This is a genomic window from Rubellimicrobium arenae, assembly GCF_017916275.1.
In the GTDB taxonomy this organism is placed as follows: Bacteria; Pseudomonadota; Alphaproteobacteria; order Rhodobacterales; family Rhodobacteraceae; genus Rubellimicrobium; species Rubellimicrobium arenae.
In genome coordinates, this window is record NZ_JAFMST010000006.1 from 210,550 (window position 1) to 227,786 (window position 17,237).

The 17,237-nt window shown below is 66.8% G+C and carries 21 protein-coding genes; 11 read left to right on the plus strand and 10 right to left on the minus strand.

Translation table 11 applies throughout. The features are described from left to right. Nucleotides 1-34: 34 nt before the first annotated feature. Entirely contained in the window at nt 35-958 is a 924-nt protein-coding gene (locus tag J3P31_RS11355; RefSeq protein ID WP_368373067.1) for a LysR family transcriptional regulator, read from the minus strand. A gap of 115 nt (nt 959-1,073) precedes the next feature. Here J3P31_RS11355 and J3P31_RS11360 point away from each other — a divergent pair, with 115 nt between their 5' ends. Continuing rightward, entirely contained in the window at nt 1,074-1,313 is a 240-nt protein-coding gene (locus tag J3P31_RS11360; RefSeq protein ID WP_210528549.1) for a DUF2798 domain-containing protein, read from the plus strand. 5 nt (nt 1,314-1,318) lie between these two features. After that, nucleotides 1,319-2,719, plus strand: a complete 1,401-nt coding sequence (locus tag J3P31_RS11365) for an MFS transporter (RefSeq protein ID WP_210528550.1) — start codon at nt 1,319-1,321, stop codon at nt 2,717-2,719. Nucleotides 2,720-2,933: 214 nt separating this feature from the next. Here J3P31_RS11365 and J3P31_RS21860 read toward each other — a convergent pair whose 3' ends face one another. After that, complete coding sequence (locus J3P31_RS21860; RefSeq protein WP_210528551.1) at nt 2,934-3,710, minus strand: helix-turn-helix domain-containing protein; 777 nt, start codon at nt 3,708-3,710, stop codon at nt 2,934-2,936. A gap of 102 nt (nt 3,711-3,812) precedes the next feature. Between J3P31_RS21860 and J3P31_RS11375 the strand changes: the two genes are divergently transcribed. From J3P31_RS11375 to J3P31_RS11385, 3 genes are all read left to right on the plus strand, one after another. Then, on the plus strand, nt 3,813-4,256 hold the full coding sequence (locus J3P31_RS11375; RefSeq protein WP_210528552.1) for a FixH family protein: 444 nt from the start codon (nt 3,813-3,815) through the stop codon (nt 4,254-4,256). 8 nt (nt 4,257-4,264) lie between these two features. Further along, a complete protein-coding gene (locus J3P31_RS11380) occupies nt 4,265-5,524 on the plus strand; it encodes a cytochrome-c peroxidase (protein WP_210528553.1) in 1,260 nt (419 codons plus the stop codon). Nucleotides 5,525-5,602: 78 nt separating this feature from the next. Next, on the plus strand, nt 5,603-5,992 hold the full coding sequence (locus J3P31_RS11385; protein WP_246849440.1) for a VOC family protein: 390 nt from the start codon (nt 5,603-5,605) through the stop codon (nt 5,990-5,992). Here the strand turns inward: J3P31_RS11385 and J3P31_RS11390 are convergent. The 3 genes from J3P31_RS11390 to J3P31_RS11400 form a co-directional block, all read right to left on the minus strand. After that, nucleotides 5,970-6,293, minus strand: a complete 324-nt coding sequence (locus tag J3P31_RS11390; protein WP_210528554.1) for an NUDIX hydrolase — start codon at nt 6,291-6,293, stop codon at nt 5,970-5,972. The genes J3P31_RS11385 and J3P31_RS11390 overlap by 23 nt on opposite strands. 142 nt (nt 6,294-6,435) lie before the next feature. Then, nucleotides 6,436-6,891: an acetyltransferase gene (locus J3P31_RS11395; RefSeq protein WP_210528555.1), complete on the minus strand. Its 456-nt coding sequence runs from the start codon at nt 6,889-6,891 to the stop codon at nt 6,436-6,438. 99 nt (nt 6,892-6,990) lie between these two features. Beyond that, a complete protein-coding gene (locus J3P31_RS11400; protein ID WP_210528556.1) occupies nt 6,991-7,776 on the minus strand; it encodes a DeoR/GlpR family DNA-binding transcription regulator in 786 nt (261 codons plus the stop codon). A 53-nt stretch (nt 7,777-7,829) separates the two neighbouring features. Here J3P31_RS11400 and J3P31_RS11405 point away from each other — a divergent pair, with 53 nt between their 5' ends. Further along, nucleotides 7,830-8,210: a DUF4406 domain-containing protein gene (locus tag J3P31_RS11405; RefSeq protein WP_210528557.1), complete on the plus strand. Its 381-nt coding sequence runs from the start codon at nt 7,830-7,832 to the stop codon at nt 8,208-8,210. A gap of 25 nt (nt 8,211-8,235) precedes the next feature. Here J3P31_RS11405 and J3P31_RS11410 read toward each other — a convergent pair whose 3' ends face one another. Continuing rightward, nucleotides 8,236-9,183 carry a LysR family transcriptional regulator gene (locus J3P31_RS11410; RefSeq protein ID WP_210528558.1) on the minus strand — a complete coding sequence of 316 codons (948 nt, stop codon included), beginning with the start codon at nt 9,181-9,183 and terminating at the stop codon, nt 8,236-8,238. Nucleotides 9,184-9,357: 174 nt separating this feature from the next. On the opposite strand from J3P31_RS11410, the gene J3P31_RS11415 reads away from it, so the two are divergent. The 5 genes from J3P31_RS11415 (at nt 9,358) to J3P31_RS11435 (ending at nt 12,600) form a co-directional block, all read left to right on the plus strand. Then, nucleotides 9,358-9,822, plus strand: coding sequence for a DoxX family protein (locus J3P31_RS11415; protein ID WP_210528559.1), 465 nt, complete (start codon nt 9,358-9,360; stop codon nt 9,820-9,822). A 54-nt stretch (nt 9,823-9,876) separates the two neighbouring features. Next, nucleotides 9,877-10,497 carry a glutathione transferase GstA gene (gene gstA, locus J3P31_RS11420; protein WP_210528560.1) on the plus strand — a complete coding sequence of 207 codons (621 nt, stop codon included), beginning with the start codon at nt 9,877-9,879 and terminating at the stop codon, nt 10,495-10,497. Between the two features lie 76 nt (nt 10,498-10,573). After that, nucleotides 10,574-11,251, plus strand: coding sequence for a glutathione S-transferase family protein (locus J3P31_RS11425; RefSeq protein ID WP_210528561.1), 678 nt, complete (start codon nt 10,574-10,576; stop codon nt 11,249-11,251). A gap of 86 nt (nt 11,252-11,337) precedes the next feature. Next, a complete protein-coding gene (locus J3P31_RS11430) occupies nt 11,338-11,742 on the plus strand; it encodes a tautomerase family protein (protein ID WP_210528562.1) in 405 nt (134 codons plus the stop codon). 123 nt (nt 11,743-11,865) lie between these two features. Further along, a complete protein-coding gene (locus J3P31_RS11435) occupies nt 11,866-12,600 on the plus strand; it encodes a hypothetical protein (RefSeq protein WP_210528563.1) in 735 nt (244 codons plus the stop codon). Nucleotides 12,601-12,700: 100 nt separating this feature from the next. Here the strand turns inward: J3P31_RS11435 and J3P31_RS11440 are convergent, their stop codons facing one another. From J3P31_RS11440 to J3P31_RS11455, 4 genes are all read right to left on the minus strand, one after another. Continuing rightward, nucleotides 12,701-13,078 carry a VOC family protein gene (locus J3P31_RS11440; RefSeq protein ID WP_210528564.1) on the minus strand — a complete coding sequence of 126 codons (378 nt, stop codon included), beginning with the start codon at nt 13,076-13,078 and terminating at the stop codon, nt 12,701-12,703. A 29-nt stretch (nt 13,079-13,107) separates the two neighbouring features. Continuing rightward, the gene (locus J3P31_RS11445; RefSeq protein WP_210528565.1) at nt 13,108-14,655 is read right to left on the minus strand and encodes a winged helix-turn-helix domain-containing protein; all 1,548 of its coding nucleotides are present in this window, start codon (nt 14,653-14,655) and stop codon (nt 13,108-13,110) included. Nucleotides 14,656-15,219: 564 nt separating this feature from the next. Then, nucleotides 15,220-16,590 carry an MATE family efflux transporter gene (locus J3P31_RS11450; protein ID WP_210528566.1) on the minus strand — a complete coding sequence of 457 codons (1,371 nt, stop codon included), beginning with the start codon at nt 16,588-16,590 and terminating at the stop codon, nt 15,220-15,222. A gap of 110 nt (nt 16,591-16,700) precedes the next feature. Beyond that, nucleotides 16,701-17,168, minus strand: a complete 468-nt coding sequence (locus J3P31_RS11455; RefSeq protein ID WP_246849795.1) for a glyoxalase superfamily protein — start codon at nt 17,166-17,168, stop codon at nt 16,701-16,703. Between the last annotated feature and the right edge of the window lie 69 nt (nt 17,169-17,237).

A 17,237-nucleotide genomic window follows, 5' to 3' on the forward strand; every position in this document is an offset into this window, starting at 1 on the left:
GCGCGTCGTTTGCACTCTGTCCGTGCGCCTGACGCTACGTCAGATCAGGCAGGCCGTCCAGCATCTCACCATGGCGGGTGCCGCATGCCGAGCGCACGCAGCCCCGCAACCAGCGGTGCGCGAGATCACCATCCATGCGTGGATGCCACAGCATGGAGATGGTGAACGAGGAGATCGGGACCGGGAGAGGGAAGCTGTCCATCCCCTTGCGCAGGCCCCTGGTATGCCGCTCCGGCACGGTGGCCACGAGCTGCGCGTCCCGAGCCAGCGCGAGCGCCGCGGCAAAGCCGCCTACGATGGTCACGACCCGCCGCTCAAGCCCGGCGGCCCGCAGGGCGTCGTCGATCTCGCTGCTGTGGAGACCTCGCCGCAGGACCACGACGTGGCCTGCGCCGGCATACCGCTCGCCTGATACGGTGCCTTGGGCGAGGGGATGGCCAGCCCTGACCACGCCGACCCAGCGATCCTCGAAGAGCGGGGAGGCCCGCAACTCGGGCGCGGTCGTTGCGTCTATGACGCCCGTCTCGATGTCCACCTCTCCTTCGCGCAGCGGGGCGCTCTCCTTGTCCGGCTTGGGCAGGAACTGCAGCGTCACGCCGGGGGCCTGATCGGCGACAAGGGCCAGCAGCCGCGGCCCGAAGGTCTCGACAAAGCCCTCGCTGGTCCGAAGCGTAAAGCGGCGCTGTAGGGTCGCGAGGTCCAGCGTCTCGGCCGGCCGCAGCACGGCGCGGGCGCTCTCCACCAGCGCCCCGACCTGCGACCGCAGCTCGACCGCACGTGGCGTGGGAACGAGGCTGCGGCCCGCTCGCACTAGCAGCGGATCACCCGTGACCTCGCGCAGCCGCGCCAGGGCCCGGCTCATGGCGGATGGACTGAGGCGCAGTCGGCGAGCCGCGCCGGCCACGCTGCCTTCCGCGAGTAGGACATCGAGCGTCACCAGAAGGTTCAGATCGGGCACTGCAGACCTCAGCATGACAGATGGCGTGGGATGCACTGACTACATGCGATCAGTGCGCGTTCTGCAACGACTCTCCTACATCTATGTGGCAGGCATCTCTTCACAGGAGTTGAGAATGCCCGCTCGTTTTGCTCCCGCCCTCTTCGGCTTCGTCCTCTCCGGACTGATGTCGCTCGTCGTCTCCGGCATCGCCACCCTTCGCAACGCCGGTCTGGCCGATGGTGTTCTGACGCTCTGGCTCGGCGCCTGGCTGCTGTCTTGGCTGGTCGCCTTTCCCTTCGTACTCGTCGTCGCCCCGCTCGCCCGGCGTCTCGTGACCCTCGCGGTCGTGGCTCCGGCTGCGCATCAGGGGTGACCGAGATGCCGACCGAGTCTCATCACAAAGCCAGCTGGCAGCTTGCGGCCCTCGCCGTGGTGATGCTGCTACCATCACTGGGCACCAGCATCGCCAACGTGGCCCTCCCGACGCTCAAGCTAGAATTTGCCGCTTCCAGTCAGGACGTGCAGTGGGTGGTCATCGCCTACCTTCTAGCTGTGACCTCCCTGGTCGTGGCCGCCGGGCGCCTGGGTGACCTTTGGGGGCGCAAGCGGATGCTTCTTGCGGGCGTCGGTATCTTCACCCTGGCCTCAGCAGGCAGCGCGCTTGCGCCCAGCCTTTGGGCCCTCGTTGTCGCACGCGGTCTCCAGGGCGCCGGAGCCGCTCTCATGATGGCACTCGCAGTCGCCATGGTGGGCGACTTGGTCCCCAAAGAGCTCACCGGCCGGGCCATGGGACTGCTGGGCACGGTGTCAGCGGTGGGAACCGCGCTGGGACCGTCGCTCGGCGGCCTCCTGATAGCCTTGTCTGGCTGGCCATCCGTGTTCGCCGTCATGGCGCTCGCGGGCGTTGGAGCGCTCCTGCTGGCCACGTGGACCCTCCCGGGCAATCTCCTGGTCATTCGCCAGTGGCTTTCCTTGGATCTCCCCGGGATCGTTCTGCTGGCACTGTCGCTCGGAGCCTTTTCTCTCGCGACGACCCTCGACGCGAACATGTCTGTGAGGGCCGCCCTCGCGGTTGGGTCGGTGCTGGGCCTCATCGCCTTTGTTGCGGTGGAGGCGCAGGCTGCCTCACCCTTGATCCAGCTTCATCTACTTCGCGACGCAGAGCTGAGCTCCGGCCTCCTCGCGCTGGGGCTCGTCTCCGCCATTCTGATGGCCACCCTTGTCGTGGGTCCGTTCTATCTGTCAGACGCTCTGGGGCTCGGCCCAGTGGCTACGGGCCTCGTGATGACCGTAGGGCCCGGCATCGTGGCGCTGGTCGGCGTGCCTGCCGGCCAGCTGGTCGACCGCTTGGGCTCGCAGGCGGTGACCTTTACAGGCTTGAGCGGCGTCGTGCTGGGCTCGGGGCTCATGTCATGGCTGCCCGGCCACTTCGGGCTCGGCGGCTACGTCGGCAGCCTCGCACTCATCACTATGGGTTATGCGCTATTCCAGGTTGCGAACAACGCAGCCATCATGGGCAAGGCATCAGCCGATCGGCGCGGCGTCACGTCGGCGCTCCTTGCCCTGGCCCGCAACCTGGGACTCGTGACGGGAGCCTCGGCCATGGGTGCGCTGTTTGCTCTAGGATCGCGGGTCGCCGGGAACCTGGGGGCCGATGCTGTTGAGGCGGGGCTGCAGGTGACGTTCACAGTCGCGGCCAGTCTCGGAGGCCTGGCGCTCGCCGCCGCATGGTGGAGCCATCGTTCGCAGAATCTGGTCCGCTCGAGTCAGAATCTGTGAAGACCAGCATGGCGATCCGCTGGGCGGATCCCTCCACCGGCGGCGGGACCAAGGTTTGCTCTTGGGCTCGGGCGAGCTGGGGTAGAGCGGGAGCGAGGGTGAGGCCTGCCAGGGCGGCGAGGGCGGTACGACGATCGATGGCCATGAATGCTCTCCTTCGAAACGGCAAGAGGGCATCTACGGACCGCGCGGCGCCGTCGCTTGAACGTTCCTGCTAAACCATCGCGAGCGACGCCGCCTGCACTCCGAACATGCGCATGAAGGTGCGGCTGAAGTGCGCGGAATCGGAGAACCCGGCCAGATGGGCGGCGTCCGTCAGGCTCGCTCCGGCCCCTCGCGCCTGCATCGCCCGCATCATGCGACGCCAGAGCACCCAACTGCGGAAGGGCAGGCCGGTCTCCTCGGCGAAGAGATGGCTGAAGCGGCTCTCTGACAGGCAGGCAACCGATGCGGCCTCCGGCATGGTGACGGCCTTGTCCAGCCGGTCCTCCGCCCAAGCTATGGCGCGCGCGATCCTCTGGTCGATGGGGGAGGGGGGAGCGGCGGGCCCGAGGAGTTGAGCGAGAATGTCCTGCCCCAGCTCAGCGACACAGGCATCCGGCGGGCGCGGCGTGTCCCATATGGCAGCCAGGCGTTCCGCCACGTCAGGGAGCCGGTTCGGATCTACGGCCGCCATGGACTTGCCGTTGAGCTCATGCAGAAGCGCGGCGCCCGTGCGGCTTTCGGGTTCCACGAAGATCAGGGCGTGCCGGCCCTTGGGTAGAAAGGCGTGTGGCACGTCGGGGGCAACCAGGACGAGCGGCCCCGGAAGGGAGGACGCCTCAGTCTGTAGCGTGTAGTGCCCGCCGGCCGCAATCGTAAGCTGGATGGCGTGATGGACATGGAGACGGGTGGATTGCGGGGCGGGTGCGGCCCCGCTCGCGTCAAACGCCCAGAGGCTCGTGCCCTCCCAGACGACGATGCGGCAGTCCTTGGCGACGGTTGTGACCACGTTCTTCCTCCCCCGGTCAGGATAGCATCTTCGTTCAAGCGGCGCCTAGCAGCCGTCCCTTATGTCCCGCCCGTGCTGATTCTCACGGAAAGGACTTCAACAATGCCATTCATCCGCTCCCGCCGCGCCTTCCTGATCGGGCTTCCCCTCGGCCTTGCCGCTGTCGCCACTGGCGCCATGGCCTTTATGATGCGCCCGCCCTCCGACCTCGACCTGTCGCTCGCCAAGGCGAGCGTGGCCGGTCTCTACGTCGCCGCTATGGCGCCGGTGCAGGAGCCTGTCACCGTGGGCCCGATGCACGCCTGGGTCGTGACGCTTCAGGACGCGCAAGGACTCCCTGTGGACGGTGCCGCGATTCATGTCGATGGTGGCATGCCCCAGCATGGCCATGGCCTGCCCACCGCGCCGGCGGTGACCGAGGCTCTGGGCGAGGGCCAATACCTTGTTGAGGGCATGAGGTTCAACATGGGTGGATGGTGGGAGATCGACCTCGCCATCGAGGGCACCCCCGGCTCCGACGCCGTCACCTTCAACCTCGTGCTGTGAGGACAGACATGCGCCGGCTCTCTTTTCTCGTCGCGGCCTCCCTCCTGCTCTCAGGCGCCACCGTCGCGGGTTACGGCTTGGTGCAGGGGCCGGACTGGACCGAGGAGGAGCTGGCGCTCGTCCGCTCCCTCTCGCTCGAGGCACTGCCGCCATTGCCGCCCGATCCCTCGAACCGCGTGGCCGACGACCAGGCGGCGACCGAGCTGGGCCGGGCGCTCTTCTTTGACACCCGCCTCAGCGCCAACAGCGAGGTTGCCTGCGCCAGCTGCCACCTGCCCGAGCGGCAGTTCCAGGATGACCTTCCGCTCGGCCAGGGCGTCGGCACGACGGGACGCCGTACCATGCCCATTGCAGGCATGGCCTATGCTCCGTTCCTGTTCTGGGATGGGCGAAAGGACAGCCTCTGGGCGCAGGCGCTTGGGCCGCTGGAGAGCCCAGTCGAGCACGGCGGCGACCGCGCCCAGTATGCCCACCTTGTCACCGAGTACTACGCGGACGAGTACGAAGCCGTGTTCGGACCTCTCCCCGACCTCGGCGGTCTTCCGTCCCACGCCAGTCCGGTTGCCAACCCAGAAGCCGCTGCGGCTTGGGACGCGTTGCCGGAGCCCTTACGGGCGGCGGTAAACTCGGTCTTCGCCAACATGGGCAAGGCTATCGCTGCTTACGAGCGGACGATCCTGCCGCCCGAGACCCGCTTTGATGCTTGGGTCGCCTCGGAGGACTTCCCCGAGGCAGGCCTCCTGTCGAAAGACGAGATCGCGGGCCTGCGCCTCTTCCTGGGCGAGGGCGAGTGCGTGAACTGCCACAACGGGCCGCTACTGACTGACAACCACTTCCACAACACGGGCGTGCCTTCCGTGCCGGGCTTGCCCGAGGACACCGGTCGCCTGGACGGAGCACGTCTGGTGATCGAGGACGAGTTCAACTGCCTCGGCTCCTACAGCGACGCCGCGCCTGAAGACTGCGCGGAGCTGCGCTTCATGGCCGAGCCCGGCCATGACGCCCTGCGTGCGTTCAAGACGCCCTCGTTGCGCGGCGCCGCGACACGTCCACCCTACATGCACGCAGGGCAGATCGGGACTTTGGACGAGGTGCTGGCCCACTACGCCACTGCGCCAGAGGCGCTGGACGGGCATAGTGAGCTGCGGCCGCTGGACCTGAGCCAGGAGGAGCGGGAGCAGCTCTCTGCGTTCCTGAAATCTCTGGAGCCGAAGGCCTCGGACCGGGATCATATTGCCGAGGCGCTTTCTCCATCAGAAAGCCCATAAGCTGGATACCGCAGTCCGCGCCCTGGGCGTATTCTGGCCACCTCACCTCACCTCTCCTCTCCTGACCAACGACCTCTCATGCCCGACCCGATCTTCGACCATGTCTCGCTCGCGGTAATCGACCTCGACCGGTCCCGGCGCTTCTACGATGCCGTGCTCGCGCCGCTCGGGGTCGTGCTGCTGTCCTCGAACGAGCGGATCGTGGCCTACCATCGTGGCGGGTCGGACGAGTTCCTTCTCATCCGCTCCGAGACGCGACCCGTTCCACTGCAGGGCTCGCATTTCTGCTTCGTGGCGCCGTCCCGCGCAGCCGTACGCGAGTTCCACCGCGTCGGGATCGCCGCAGGCGGAACCGACGATGGTCCGCCCGGCCTTCGTCCGCAGTACAGCCCCGACTACTACGCGGCGTTCCTTGTGGATCCCGATGGTCACCGGATCGAGGCCGTCACCCGCTCAACGGAGGAGTGAACAGCGGTATGTCAGGATGAGGCATGCCGCCTTTAGGCTCGTCAAGCAGCTCTGCCGGCGCTTCGATGAGCAGATCATCGTAGCCGTTGACATAGGCCGGTAGCGGAACTGCCGGACAAGGAGCACTGTGTTTGCCTCGAGATTGTAGGGCAGCAGCGTCGCCCCGATCGTAGATTTCGCAGTTCATGGTCTGGCACGCACCATCCAGACGGCGCCAGGCGAATGTGGTCATCTTAAGAGTGTACCAGTCGTCCGAGAGGGTGCGGACGTTCTGGATCTGGAAACGATCTTTGATGCTCATGAGGTTTTCGAAGGCTGGTTGCCGGCCTAGCTTGCCGCTGCAGCCTAAGTGAGTTGGGCGGCATAGGGGACGCTGGCCTGACCAGAGTCTGCCGGGATCGGACCCGTGTCGATCGTGTCCGGCTTCGCTTGTGCAGATCGGTTCAGGTCTGGGTGTTTCGATAGAGGTGAAGAAGCGGATAGGGCCGCCCCGCGCCGTCGACAGGCGAGCGGCTCTCGCGGCGGAAGCCCAGTCGTTCGTAGAACGCAGTGGCACGTTCATTTTGCTCGTTGACGTCGACAGTCAGGCGGGGCTGCCGTGCAGCGGCATGCCTGACCAGGGCTCGCCCCACCCCTCGACCTTGGTGATCCGGGGCGACGAAGAGGGCCTCAACGTGCGAGCCTGACTGGCCCATAAAGCCGAGCACCTGGTCCTCGTCGTCCGTCGCAACCCAGAGCGCTGCATGGGGCAGGTAGCTGTCCCTGACCTCGGCTTCGATGACGGCGAAGTCGGAAGGGCTCAGGAAGCCGTGTGTCGCGAGGACAGCCTGCCGCCAAACGGCCAGCAGGCGGGGCACGTCGTCAGGCCCGGACTGTCGGATGTGGATGGTCGGGAGCATGGGATCTGTCTGCATGATAATGCACGAGCGGAGTACCGGTTTAGGGGTGATAGATTGGTAGCGTGCCGTCGCCGATAGCAACGGAGCGATGCCCGGATCTCATGGTCCTGCTCCCAAGTGCGCAAGGCCAGAGGGCAACCAGCTTGGCCGTTCTCCCAACGTGACGAGCGCCGTGACACTTGCCAAAGGTGCGATCTGGAACGGCGAGGTGGCCCCGATCTTGTCCGGCGTGGCCAGCACGATCGTCTCGGCCGCCGAGCGGATCAGACGTGATTTGAGTTCAGCTTCCTCTGGGTGGCCGGTCGTCAAGCCCGCCTCGGGATGCACGCCGGTCACCCCCAAGAACAGCAGGTCCGCCGAGATGCGCCCGAACGCCTCGGCCGTGGCGGCCCCGAGCGCCACCATAGAGAGCCGGAGGAGCGTGCCGCCGATCAGGATGACGTCCACGCGCTCGAAGGGCTCCAGCGCTGCGGCTATCGTTGGGCTGTGGGTGACAATGGTGGCGTGAAGGTTGCGGGGCAGGGCCTGAACCAGGGCCATGTGGGTCGTGCCCCCGTCGAGGATGACGATCTGCCCAGGCCTGATCAGTTCGGCGCCCCGCCGGCCAAGCCGGACCTTCGCCTCCGTCTGCATGGCTGAGCGCTCGGCCAGGGGTCGGTGCGTGGGCGACGCAGGCAGGGCGCCGCCGTGAACCCGGGTTAGCCGCCCCTCGGCCGCAAGCTCGCGTAGGTCCCGCCGGATCGTGTCCTCCGACACCTGCAACTCGATGGCCAGGGCTGCCGCGACCAGGCGGCCTTCGACAGCAAGGCGGTCGAGGAGCAGGGCTTTGCGCTCACGGGTCAGCATGGTCCAGACTGCATGATCTTGCACGATACTGAAGGACATTGCATGAACCTGTGGGATGTGGCAAGTGGAGATCAGCAACCACGGAGACCCTAATGCTCAAACCCATGATGATCCTGATCGCCGGCCCGTACCGCTCGGGCACCGGCGACGATCCTGACTTGATGGCCGCGAACCTGCGCCGGTTGGAGGAGGCGGCCTGGCCCATCTTCCAGAAGGGACATGTGCCCATGATCGGCGAGTGGGTGGCGCTTCCCGTGCTGCACGGTGCGGGTGGAGGGCGGGTGGGCGACGCTCTCTACGACCGGGTGATGCACCCGACCGCCCACCGGCTCCTGCAGCACTGCGATGCCGTGCTGAGGCTGCCCGGCGCCTCGACCGGCGCGGACAACGATGTGCGGATCGCACGAGAGAGGGGTATCCCGGTCTACCACGCGCTCGATGAGATCCCGGCCTATGTGGCCGAAGCTGCTTGAGGGCCGGCGTGGTGAAGTCGTCGGCTCAGCCTGACGTCATCGCGTCTGCCTTATATCCTCCAGTCGTCTGCTCCGCGGGCCTGTCCATACCGGTGAGCAGGGCGCGCTCGGCTATCAGCGCCTCGCCCACGATGTCGAGGAACGCCCGCACCCGGGCCGTGCGCCGCAGGTCGGCGTGGGTGACGATCCAGAGCTCGCGCGCAAGCTCTCGGACAGGATCAAAAAGCCGCACGAGGTCCGCCTCCGGGTCGCCCAGGTAGCACGGCAGCACGGCCGCGCCGAGGCCCGCCTTGGCTGCGACGAGCTGGTTCACCACGCTGCTGGTCCGGTAGACGATCTGAGTGTCCGAGACATGGCGGTCCAGCCATTCGGCGGCGTTGATGCCTCGCACGCCGTCCTCCCAGCCGATGACCGGCAGGTGAGACAAGGCCCCGAGGCCGTCCTCGCCCGAGGCGCCCAACTCCCGGGACGCATAGACCGTCCATGCGATGTCGGCGAGCTTGCGGCCGTGGAGCTCGCCTTCGGTGGGTCGCATGACCCGGAGCGCGATATCGGCCTCCCTGCGCGATAGACTCAGGACACGGTTGTCGATGACGAGCTCGACGGTGATGCCGGGATGGGCGTCGCGGAAGCGACGGATGGCTGGGGTCAGAAGGCGGAAGGCCAGCGTCTCGGACGAGGTCACGCGCAGTCGGCCAGTGAGTCGGACATCCTGGCCCGCGATGTCGCGCCCCAGCGCGGCGGCCTCGGTCTCGATCCGCTCGGCCGCCGCGGCGGCCCGCTCGCCCGCGGCGGTCGCGAGGTAGGTGCCGCCGGGCAGGCGCTCGAAGAGCCGAACGCCCAAGCGCTGCTCTAGGCTCCCCAGCCGGCGGAACGCGGTCGAGTGGTTGACGCGCAGGACCTCGGCCGCACCGGTGAGGGAGCCGGCCCGGGCCACGGCCAGCACGAGGCGCAAGTCGTTCCAGTCGTCCATGGCTGTGGTCCTTCCGAACGGTACCTCATGCTAGTCCAGCCCAGACGGTCCTGCGCTTGCAATCCTGCAAGCGCCCTTTGCCGAACTTGCGATGGATTTGCGCGCCATGGGCCGGCAGATTGCGGTCATCCGAGGCCACGACGGCCTTGGGCCAACCTCGACAGGACCCCTCCGATGACCTCTCCCCTCGCGCTCGATGCGTGGGCGGGCCGGGCTGGCGTCACCCTCTTGCGGGTGTCGCTCGGCACGATGTTCCTCGCCCACAGCGTCGTCCTCAAGCTCTTCACCTACACCCTCCCCGGCACCGCCGCCTTCTTTGAGGGCGTGGGCCTGCCCGGCTGGCTCGCCTACGTCACCTTCGCCGCCGAGGCGGCGGGCGGCCTAGCCCTCGTGCTGGGCATCCAGGCGCGCTGGGTGGCGATGTTGCTCAGCCCCTTCCTGCTGGGCGCCCTCGTGACCGTCCATTGGGCTAATGGCTGGGTCTTCACCGCCGCGGGCGGCGGTTGGGAGTACCCCGCCTACCTCTTCGTGCTCTGCCTGGCTCAGGCCCTTCTGGGCGACGGCGCCTGGGCGCTCAGCCCATCTATCTCCCTCGGGCGCCTGTTCGGCCTCGCTCGCCCCCAGCCACGCCTCGGCTGAGCGCGCGGCCGATCCCCTGATCCCGACACCCTGTCCAGCATAAGGACTGCATCCATGAAGCTCTACTACTCTCCGGCCGCCTGCTCCTTGGCCGTCCACATCGCCCTGCGTGAGGCGGGGCTGCCCTTTGATCTCGCCAAGGTCGATCTCGGCCGCCATCGGCTGGCCGACGGCTCTCCGCTCATTGCTGTGAACCCCAAGAACTACGTTCCCGCGCTCGAGACCGAAGCCGGCGACGTGCTCACCGAGGTCGCGGCGATCCTGCAATGGGTGGCCGAGCAAGCACCTGACCGCCACCTCCTGCCGCCTGCAGGGACTCTGGAGCTCCAACGCGCCCGCGAGTGGCTGAACTTCATCGCGACCGAGCTGCACAAGGGCTTCTCGCCCTGGCTCTGGCACAAGGAGACCGAGCCCGCCACGCGCGAGCAGGTGGTCCAGAAGCTTCATGCCCGTTTGGTGCTCGTCGAGGAGCGTCTGACTGGGCGCGACACCGTGCTCGACCGCTTCAGCGTGGTGGATGCCTACCTGTTCACCATCCTGAACTGGGCCGGGATCCTCCGCTTCGACCTCTCGGCCTATCCGGCGATCCGCGCCTACCTCGGTCGCATCGCCGCTCGTCCAGCCGTGCGCGCCGCACTGACCGCCGAGGGGTCACTCAGGGCGCAGGCGGCCTGAAATCGGCACCTCAGCAAAGTCGGGGGTGCGGCCGCCCGCGCTCCCTCCCGTTCACCGTACCCTCTGGAGACCTCCCATGCCCCGCCTGGAACTCGTGAGCCACGCCCTTTGCCCTTACGTCCAGCGCGCCGTCATTGCGCTGACTGAGAAGGGGGTGCCCTTCACCCGCACCGTGGTCGACCTCGACAACAAGCCAGCCTGGTTCTCAGCCCTCTCGCCCCTGGGCAAGGTGCCCCTCCTGCGAGTGGACGACGCTGTGCTCTTCGAGTCCGCCGTCATCTGCGACTACCTCGACGAGACCCTGGAGCCGCGCCTGCATCCGGCCGATCCGCTGGAGCGGGCGCGCCACCGCGCCTGGATCGAGTTCGCCTCGACGGTGCTCAACGACATCTGGCGGCTCTACACGGCAGCGGACGAGGCGGGCTTCGACGCGCGCCGGACCGACCTGGCCACCCGCTTCGATCAGATTGAGGCGGTTCTAAGTGAAGGACCCTGGTTTGGAGGCGAGCGCTTCTCGTTGGTAGACGCGGCCTTTGGTCCGGTGTTCCGCTACTTTGACGTGTTCGACAGCTTCGTCGACCTCAGGCTCTTCGACGGACGGCCGAAGACGAAAGCTTGGCGCCAGGCGCTGGCAGCCCGGCCCAGCGTGCAGGGGGCGGTCGCGCCCGACTACCCCGAGCGCCTGCGCGCCTTTGTTGTGCGGCAGGGCGGGTACTTGGGCCAGCTCGCATTGCAAGTCGAGCAGGCCGCGTGATCCCTTGTTCTGACTGACCTACCCAATGGGCCGCCGGGATCGGCGGCCCGCTACACGACCGCTCACCCGACCCAAGGGACCCCTCGATGCCCATGATTACAGTCCGGTACGTCACCCCTGAACCTCGGCCCGACCTTTCCGAGCAGATCGCGGCCCTGGCCACCCGTTTGGCGGCCAACCACCTCGGAAAGCGCCCGGAGGTCACGGCCGTGCTCGTCGAGCCGGCCGCGCCGGGATCGTGGTTCGTCGCAGGTCAGAACCCAACTCAGCTCGGGTTCTCTGTCTTCTGGCTCACCATCACGATCACCGCCGGAACGAACGTGAAGGCCGAGACGGCCGCCTTTATCCGGGCCGCCTTCGATGGCATGCAAGACCTGCTCGGTCCGGTCCGTGAGGAGAGCTACGTTCTGGTGCAGGCGGTGGACGGGGACGCCTACGGCTATGCCGGGCGGACGCAGAGCGCTCGCTGGGCGGACGCCCACCCAGGCTGAGCGTAAACACGGCCGCGCAGGGATGGTGACGCCACCCCAGCGGACCAGACCGATGTTGTAGGGCATGGCCTGCAGGCTACCGGGACGAGTAAACGAAGAGCTGCCGAGTTCCAAGGATCCGACATGAGCAACCTGCTGCAGAAAGCCATCGACAACAACGTGGGCCTTTACCGGACCATCCTCGGCCACCTTGGGATCGGCTGGCGCGTCGAGGCTGACCTGGCCCACACGGATGAGAAGGCTCCTCCCTACTACTCGAACGCAGTCACCCGCTCAGAGCAGTGGCGGCCCGATCACCGGCTCCTGCGCATTGCCGAGACCGCCACGAGGAACGGCTGGGCCGACTGGTCGATCAAGGACAGCCACGACGTCCTGGATCTGGCACCGCTTGGCTTCCGAAGGCTGCTTCGCGCCAACTGGATCCACCTGAACGCGGCCAGCCTGCAGCCAGTGTCCCATGATCTTCGATTCGAGATTGTGGCGGAGGAGGAGGGCTTGGCCCGTTGGCGGGCCGCCTGGGACCCCGACCTCCAACTGGGTCAGCTGCTCTTCGGTCCGCAGTTGCTGAACGACCCGGATCTTGCCTTTATCGCAGGATACGACGGCGACCGCCTGGTCTGCGGCTGCCTTGTCAACCGAACCGACGATGTCCTGGGAATCTCCAACTGCTTCGCACTGGAGGAGCCGAGGGCCTGCTGGGCTGCAATGGTGCGCTTCATCACTGATCGGCTCGGCCAATCCAGCCTCGTGGGCTATGAACGCGATGCCGCTTTGGCCGACTTCCAGTCGATTGGCTTCGAGCCGATCGGCAGCCTGTCCGTGTGGCACCGTCCCACAAGCGCGCTTGGATCAGCTTGATCGACGTGCAGAGAATCAATGCTGCGCCAAATGTCGGATAGGCGCAGATCATGCTCGGACTGGCGGTCAGGTCCAGACCCCGGTCCTCATGCTTGGGCGCTTACTCGTCCTGGCTGCTGATCCTGAGATAGTACCCGTCCGGATCAAGGATCCGGAAGTCCCAGGCTCCCCAGGGTTGAAGGGTCAACTCCGTCGATCGCGGCCAGTCCCTCGCTGCGACCCTGTCATACGTCGCTCGGACATCCTCGACCATCAGGGCGATCTCCACCCCACGCCCGAGTGGCTCCCCTGGTCGGCTGTGGATGGGGTGCGTGGGGTCCAGGGTGCTTCGCCGGTTCAGCGCGATCACAGCTTCCCCCTGCGCCAGGGCGATGTAGCCGTCCTCCTTGCGCTTGAGGACCTCGAAGCCCAGCACGCCCGTGTAGAAGGCGAGCGAGCGCTCGACGTCCTCCACGAAGAGTTCGAGTTGAAGCTTCACGCAGTGCCTCCAAAGACGGTCATCATGCGTCACGTGATCCCGGCCGCGCGTAGCCCTTCCAAGTAAGCCGGATTCCGCTCGGCCACGGCGGGCGGCACGCTGGCCGCGAGCCGCTCCATCGTCAGCCCCGGATGGGCCTCGAGCAGCTTGCGCGCTGCTGCCGTGGCGTTCGCGACATCACCGATGCGACCATAAAGGCTCGCTAAGGGGCGGTACGCCCAGGTGATCCCCGGCGTGTTCATCAGCGCCTCGTGAATCAGCCGGATTGCCAAATCGAGGTGGCCCAGATCGGCTTGGGCCGAGGCAGCACCGATGCGCATGTTGAACAGGAACGGATCGAGCGGGGAGAGCCGGCGGGCGCGCTCGAACTCGACAAGCGCCTCGGCCGGTTGCCCGTCATAGAACAAGGCCCAACCCAGGCGCATGCGCCCCCAGGCGTTGTTGGGATCGAGTTCGAGCGCACGCCGCACGAAGGTCAGAGCCTGAGCTTCGTCCGCGGTCGCCAGAGAGTAGGCTGCGCTGATCGCCACGAGAGCGGGCGCATCATCGTCGACCCGCTCGGCGGCTCGGCCGGCGAGGCGGAAGGCCTCGGCGCGATCAGCCAATGGATCGCTGGACCACATGTAGCTCGGCTGCTGCGCGACGGCCCAGGCCTTGTAGGCCAGCGCGCGGACATGGTTGGCATCGGCCTCGGTCGCGCGCGAAAGCAGCGCAATGGCCTGTGCGTTCTCCTCGCGCCGATGAGCCCAGAAGTGGGGCAGGGCGCGGAGGACCCACGCCCGCGCCTCATTGGTGATCTCGCAACTTCCATCCACGCAAGCGATCTCGGCCGCCCTGACCCGGCCGGGCAATTGGCCTGCCACTTGCATGGCGATGCGGTCCTGCAGGTCGAAGAGGTCATCAAAATGATCATCGAAGCGGCCCGACCAGAGCGTGTGGCCGCCCGCGTCCAGAAGGCTCACGCCGATGCGCAGTCGCTCGCCGGCCCGCCGGATGGTGCCCTCGACGAGATAATCCGCCCCGAGGATCTGGGCCGTCGTGCGAGCGTCGGACAGCTTATCCCGGAACACGAAGGCAGACTGGCGGGCAATGACTCGGAACTCATGAACGCGGCTCAAGGCCGAGGTGATCTCATCGACGATGCCATCGGCCAGAACGTCGTCCGGGCTGTCTGCGAGATAGTGGAAGGGCAGGACAGCCAAAGCTGGCATGCCATCGGACCAAGAGGGCGCACTGGCCCGCTTGGGCTTGGGCGCAGGATCGACTCGTTCCACCTCGACGGGGGCAATCAGGCGAAAGCCCCGCCGCGCCACCGTTTCGATGATCTTCTGCGCCTTGCCGCTGTCGCCCACGGCCCTCCGTGCGGCGTTGATGCGGGCGCTGATGGTCGCGTCGGACACGATCAGCCCGCGCCAGACATCGGCCAGCAGAGCATCGTGGGTCACCAGGTCGCCTGCCGATCGGACCAAAAGGTGGAGGAGATCGAATACCTGCGGCTCAAGACGCAAGACCTTCCCGTCCCGCACGAAGATGTGGCGGTCGGTATCCAGGCTGCAGGTGGCGAAGCGGTAGTTCACGGAGACGATCCAGGGCTCGGCGAGGGGCAGCTTATCACAAGCAGCGACAGCACGGTCAGCCCGGACTGAGGCGAAAGGCAAGAGGATCGCAAGACTTTCGCAAGAGGCGCTTCAAGCCGCGATCCGTTCCTCAGGGCATTGTTGCAGCAGGTCCCAACAAGGAGAGGCCGCCATGCGCTCCGCCCACTCGACAACGCTGACCACTGTCCCCCTGTCCTCTGCGTCGCTGATACGGCGCCTTGTGATCCGCCTCGTTGAGGCGGATGTCCGTTACCGCCAGGCACGTCGACTCGAGAGCCTGCCAGAGCATCTGCTGCGGGATATGGGTCTACCCACCTCGACGTCTGCGGGAGGATCGCGCATCTCGCAGACGTGGGGCTGACCAACAAGTGGTCGGTCGGGCCCGCTCAGATCGTCATCGCTGGGGGGTGGTTTGCAGGCTGGAGCCTGAGCAGGTCGCTTGGCGTCAACGTCGCCTTTCACGACTTTGCCGGTCCGACACCCGGCCAGCGCCGGGCGAGTGTCCCGCCCTGACCGGAGGCTCCAGCTCTCCTACCCCGGCCGTCAGCTCGGCGTCAGCCGCTTTGCAAACCGACGTGTGGAGCCGCGAAGTAGAACCAGCCCGGTTGTAACTAACAGGAGCGCATCGGCTGCGGGCTGGGCCAGCCAGATACCGGGCTCACCCAGGACCAGGGGCAGAGCAAAGCTGAGCGGGATGGCGAAGACATAGGTTCGCGCCAACGACAGGAGCGCCGAACGGCGCGCATCGCCGATGCTCTGGAAGTAGTTCGCGACCATCAGGCAGGGCCCGAAGACCACGTAGAGTGCGGCATAGGCCGGCAGGATACGCGCCACCTCAGATGCCACAGCCGGGTCTTCCACAAAGGCCAGCCCGATCGTATGCCGCAGCAGGATCAGATCGGCCTCGACCAGGGCCGAGTAGGCGAGGGCGACGACCAGCACGAGCCGCAGCGTGGCGCCCGAGCGCGCCGTCAGACCCGCGCCATGGCTGTTGCTGACCATAGCCTGAAGCGCGAGCGCCATTCCAAGGAGCGGGAGGTAGGCGAAGGTCATCAGGCGGGTGATCACGCCGTAAGCGGCCACGGTTGTATGCTGGTCTGACCCGCCATGGAGGCGCAGTGCTGCGATGATAGCCCCGGAGCCCAAGGCGATGCCGATGAAGCTGAGGCTGCGCGGGGCGCCCAAGGCCAGGATCTCGCGCCAGCCGAAGTGCCAATCAGTCGCGAATCCCAGGCGGAAGCCGAGAGGTGTCTGACCGCGGGCGCGGTAGGCGATGACGACCGTCAGAGCCAGTGCCTGCGCCAAGGCAGTGCCCCAAGCCGAGCCAGCGACCCCGAGGTCGAACCAGGCGATGAGGACGTAGTTAAGCCCGAGATTGGCCATCGACACGAGAAGGCCCGCCAGAGCCATGAATCCGATCCGCCCCTCGCTCCGCAGCCCATCGGACTGGAGCGAGAGCAGGAACAGGAACGGCGAAGTCAGGACTGCGATGCCGAGGAAGGTATGGCCCAGGTTGGCCAGTTCGACTGACCCATTGGCCAGCGCAAGGACGAGGGGCAGGCCCATGACTGCGAAAAGGGTGAAGGCGGCCGCGCAGACGACGAGGGCAAGCCCGTGGGCGCCGGCGAAGTAGCGGCGCGCCTCGTCAAGCCGGCCTGCGCCGAGTTGCTGCCCCAGAAGTGTGGCCATGCCACTGGCCACCATGGTAGCGAGCGCGACCAGGAGCATCGAGAGCGGAAACACCAGGGTGACCGCCGCCAGCGCCTCGGGGCCGACGAACAGGCCCAGGAGGACGGCATCGGCCACGGTCAGCAGGCCATTGACACTGGTGAGCAGGATGATGGGGAGGGCCGTGCGGGCGAAGGTCGCGGGGACGGACCCCTGAAGGTACACATTCTCGGACAAGCGGGTCATGGAAGGTTGCCTTGCTAAAGGGGGATGCCGACGAGGGAGTCCTGTCAGCCAAGTACGGGATGGAACGGGCAGCGGAGCCGCAGTCGGGCCTCAAGGGTGAGGCGGGCCGCTCAGGCGCGCTGCAGGCGCATGTGGGGCTCGCCGTTGCCGGTCCGCGCTGGGGATGTTCCATCCTCGTCGAGCGTCGCGGTCACGCGCCGCCGCATATGGGCATACGGGCTTCCCGCCGTCACGTTGATCGGCGCATCGAACTGCACGGTGACGCTGGTCTGCCCGGAGCCCAAGGGCGTTGCAGCCAAGAGGACACCCTCGAAGGGATGGCCTAGATAGGTGCCGGTGACCCGGTTACTCGGGGCAAGGGGAGTGGGGTCCCGCTCAGGCAGGTGGGCGCAAGCTGTGTTCCAATCACGGAAGCCGTGCCGTCGCGCCACGACCTCGAGCGCGGCCCCGTGCGTGACTGACGCGCCCATGGCTTGGCGTTGCCCGCGCCAGGTTCTTGCTTCAGTCTTCAGAAACTCGCGGCTCAGCGCCTTCACATGCGACGTCATGGTCGTCCTCACATTCGTGAGGCGGATCATCTCATGGGGCCCGCGTTGCCATGAACCGCCTCGGAGGAGGTACGATCAGGTCCGTCGAAACTGACTTCA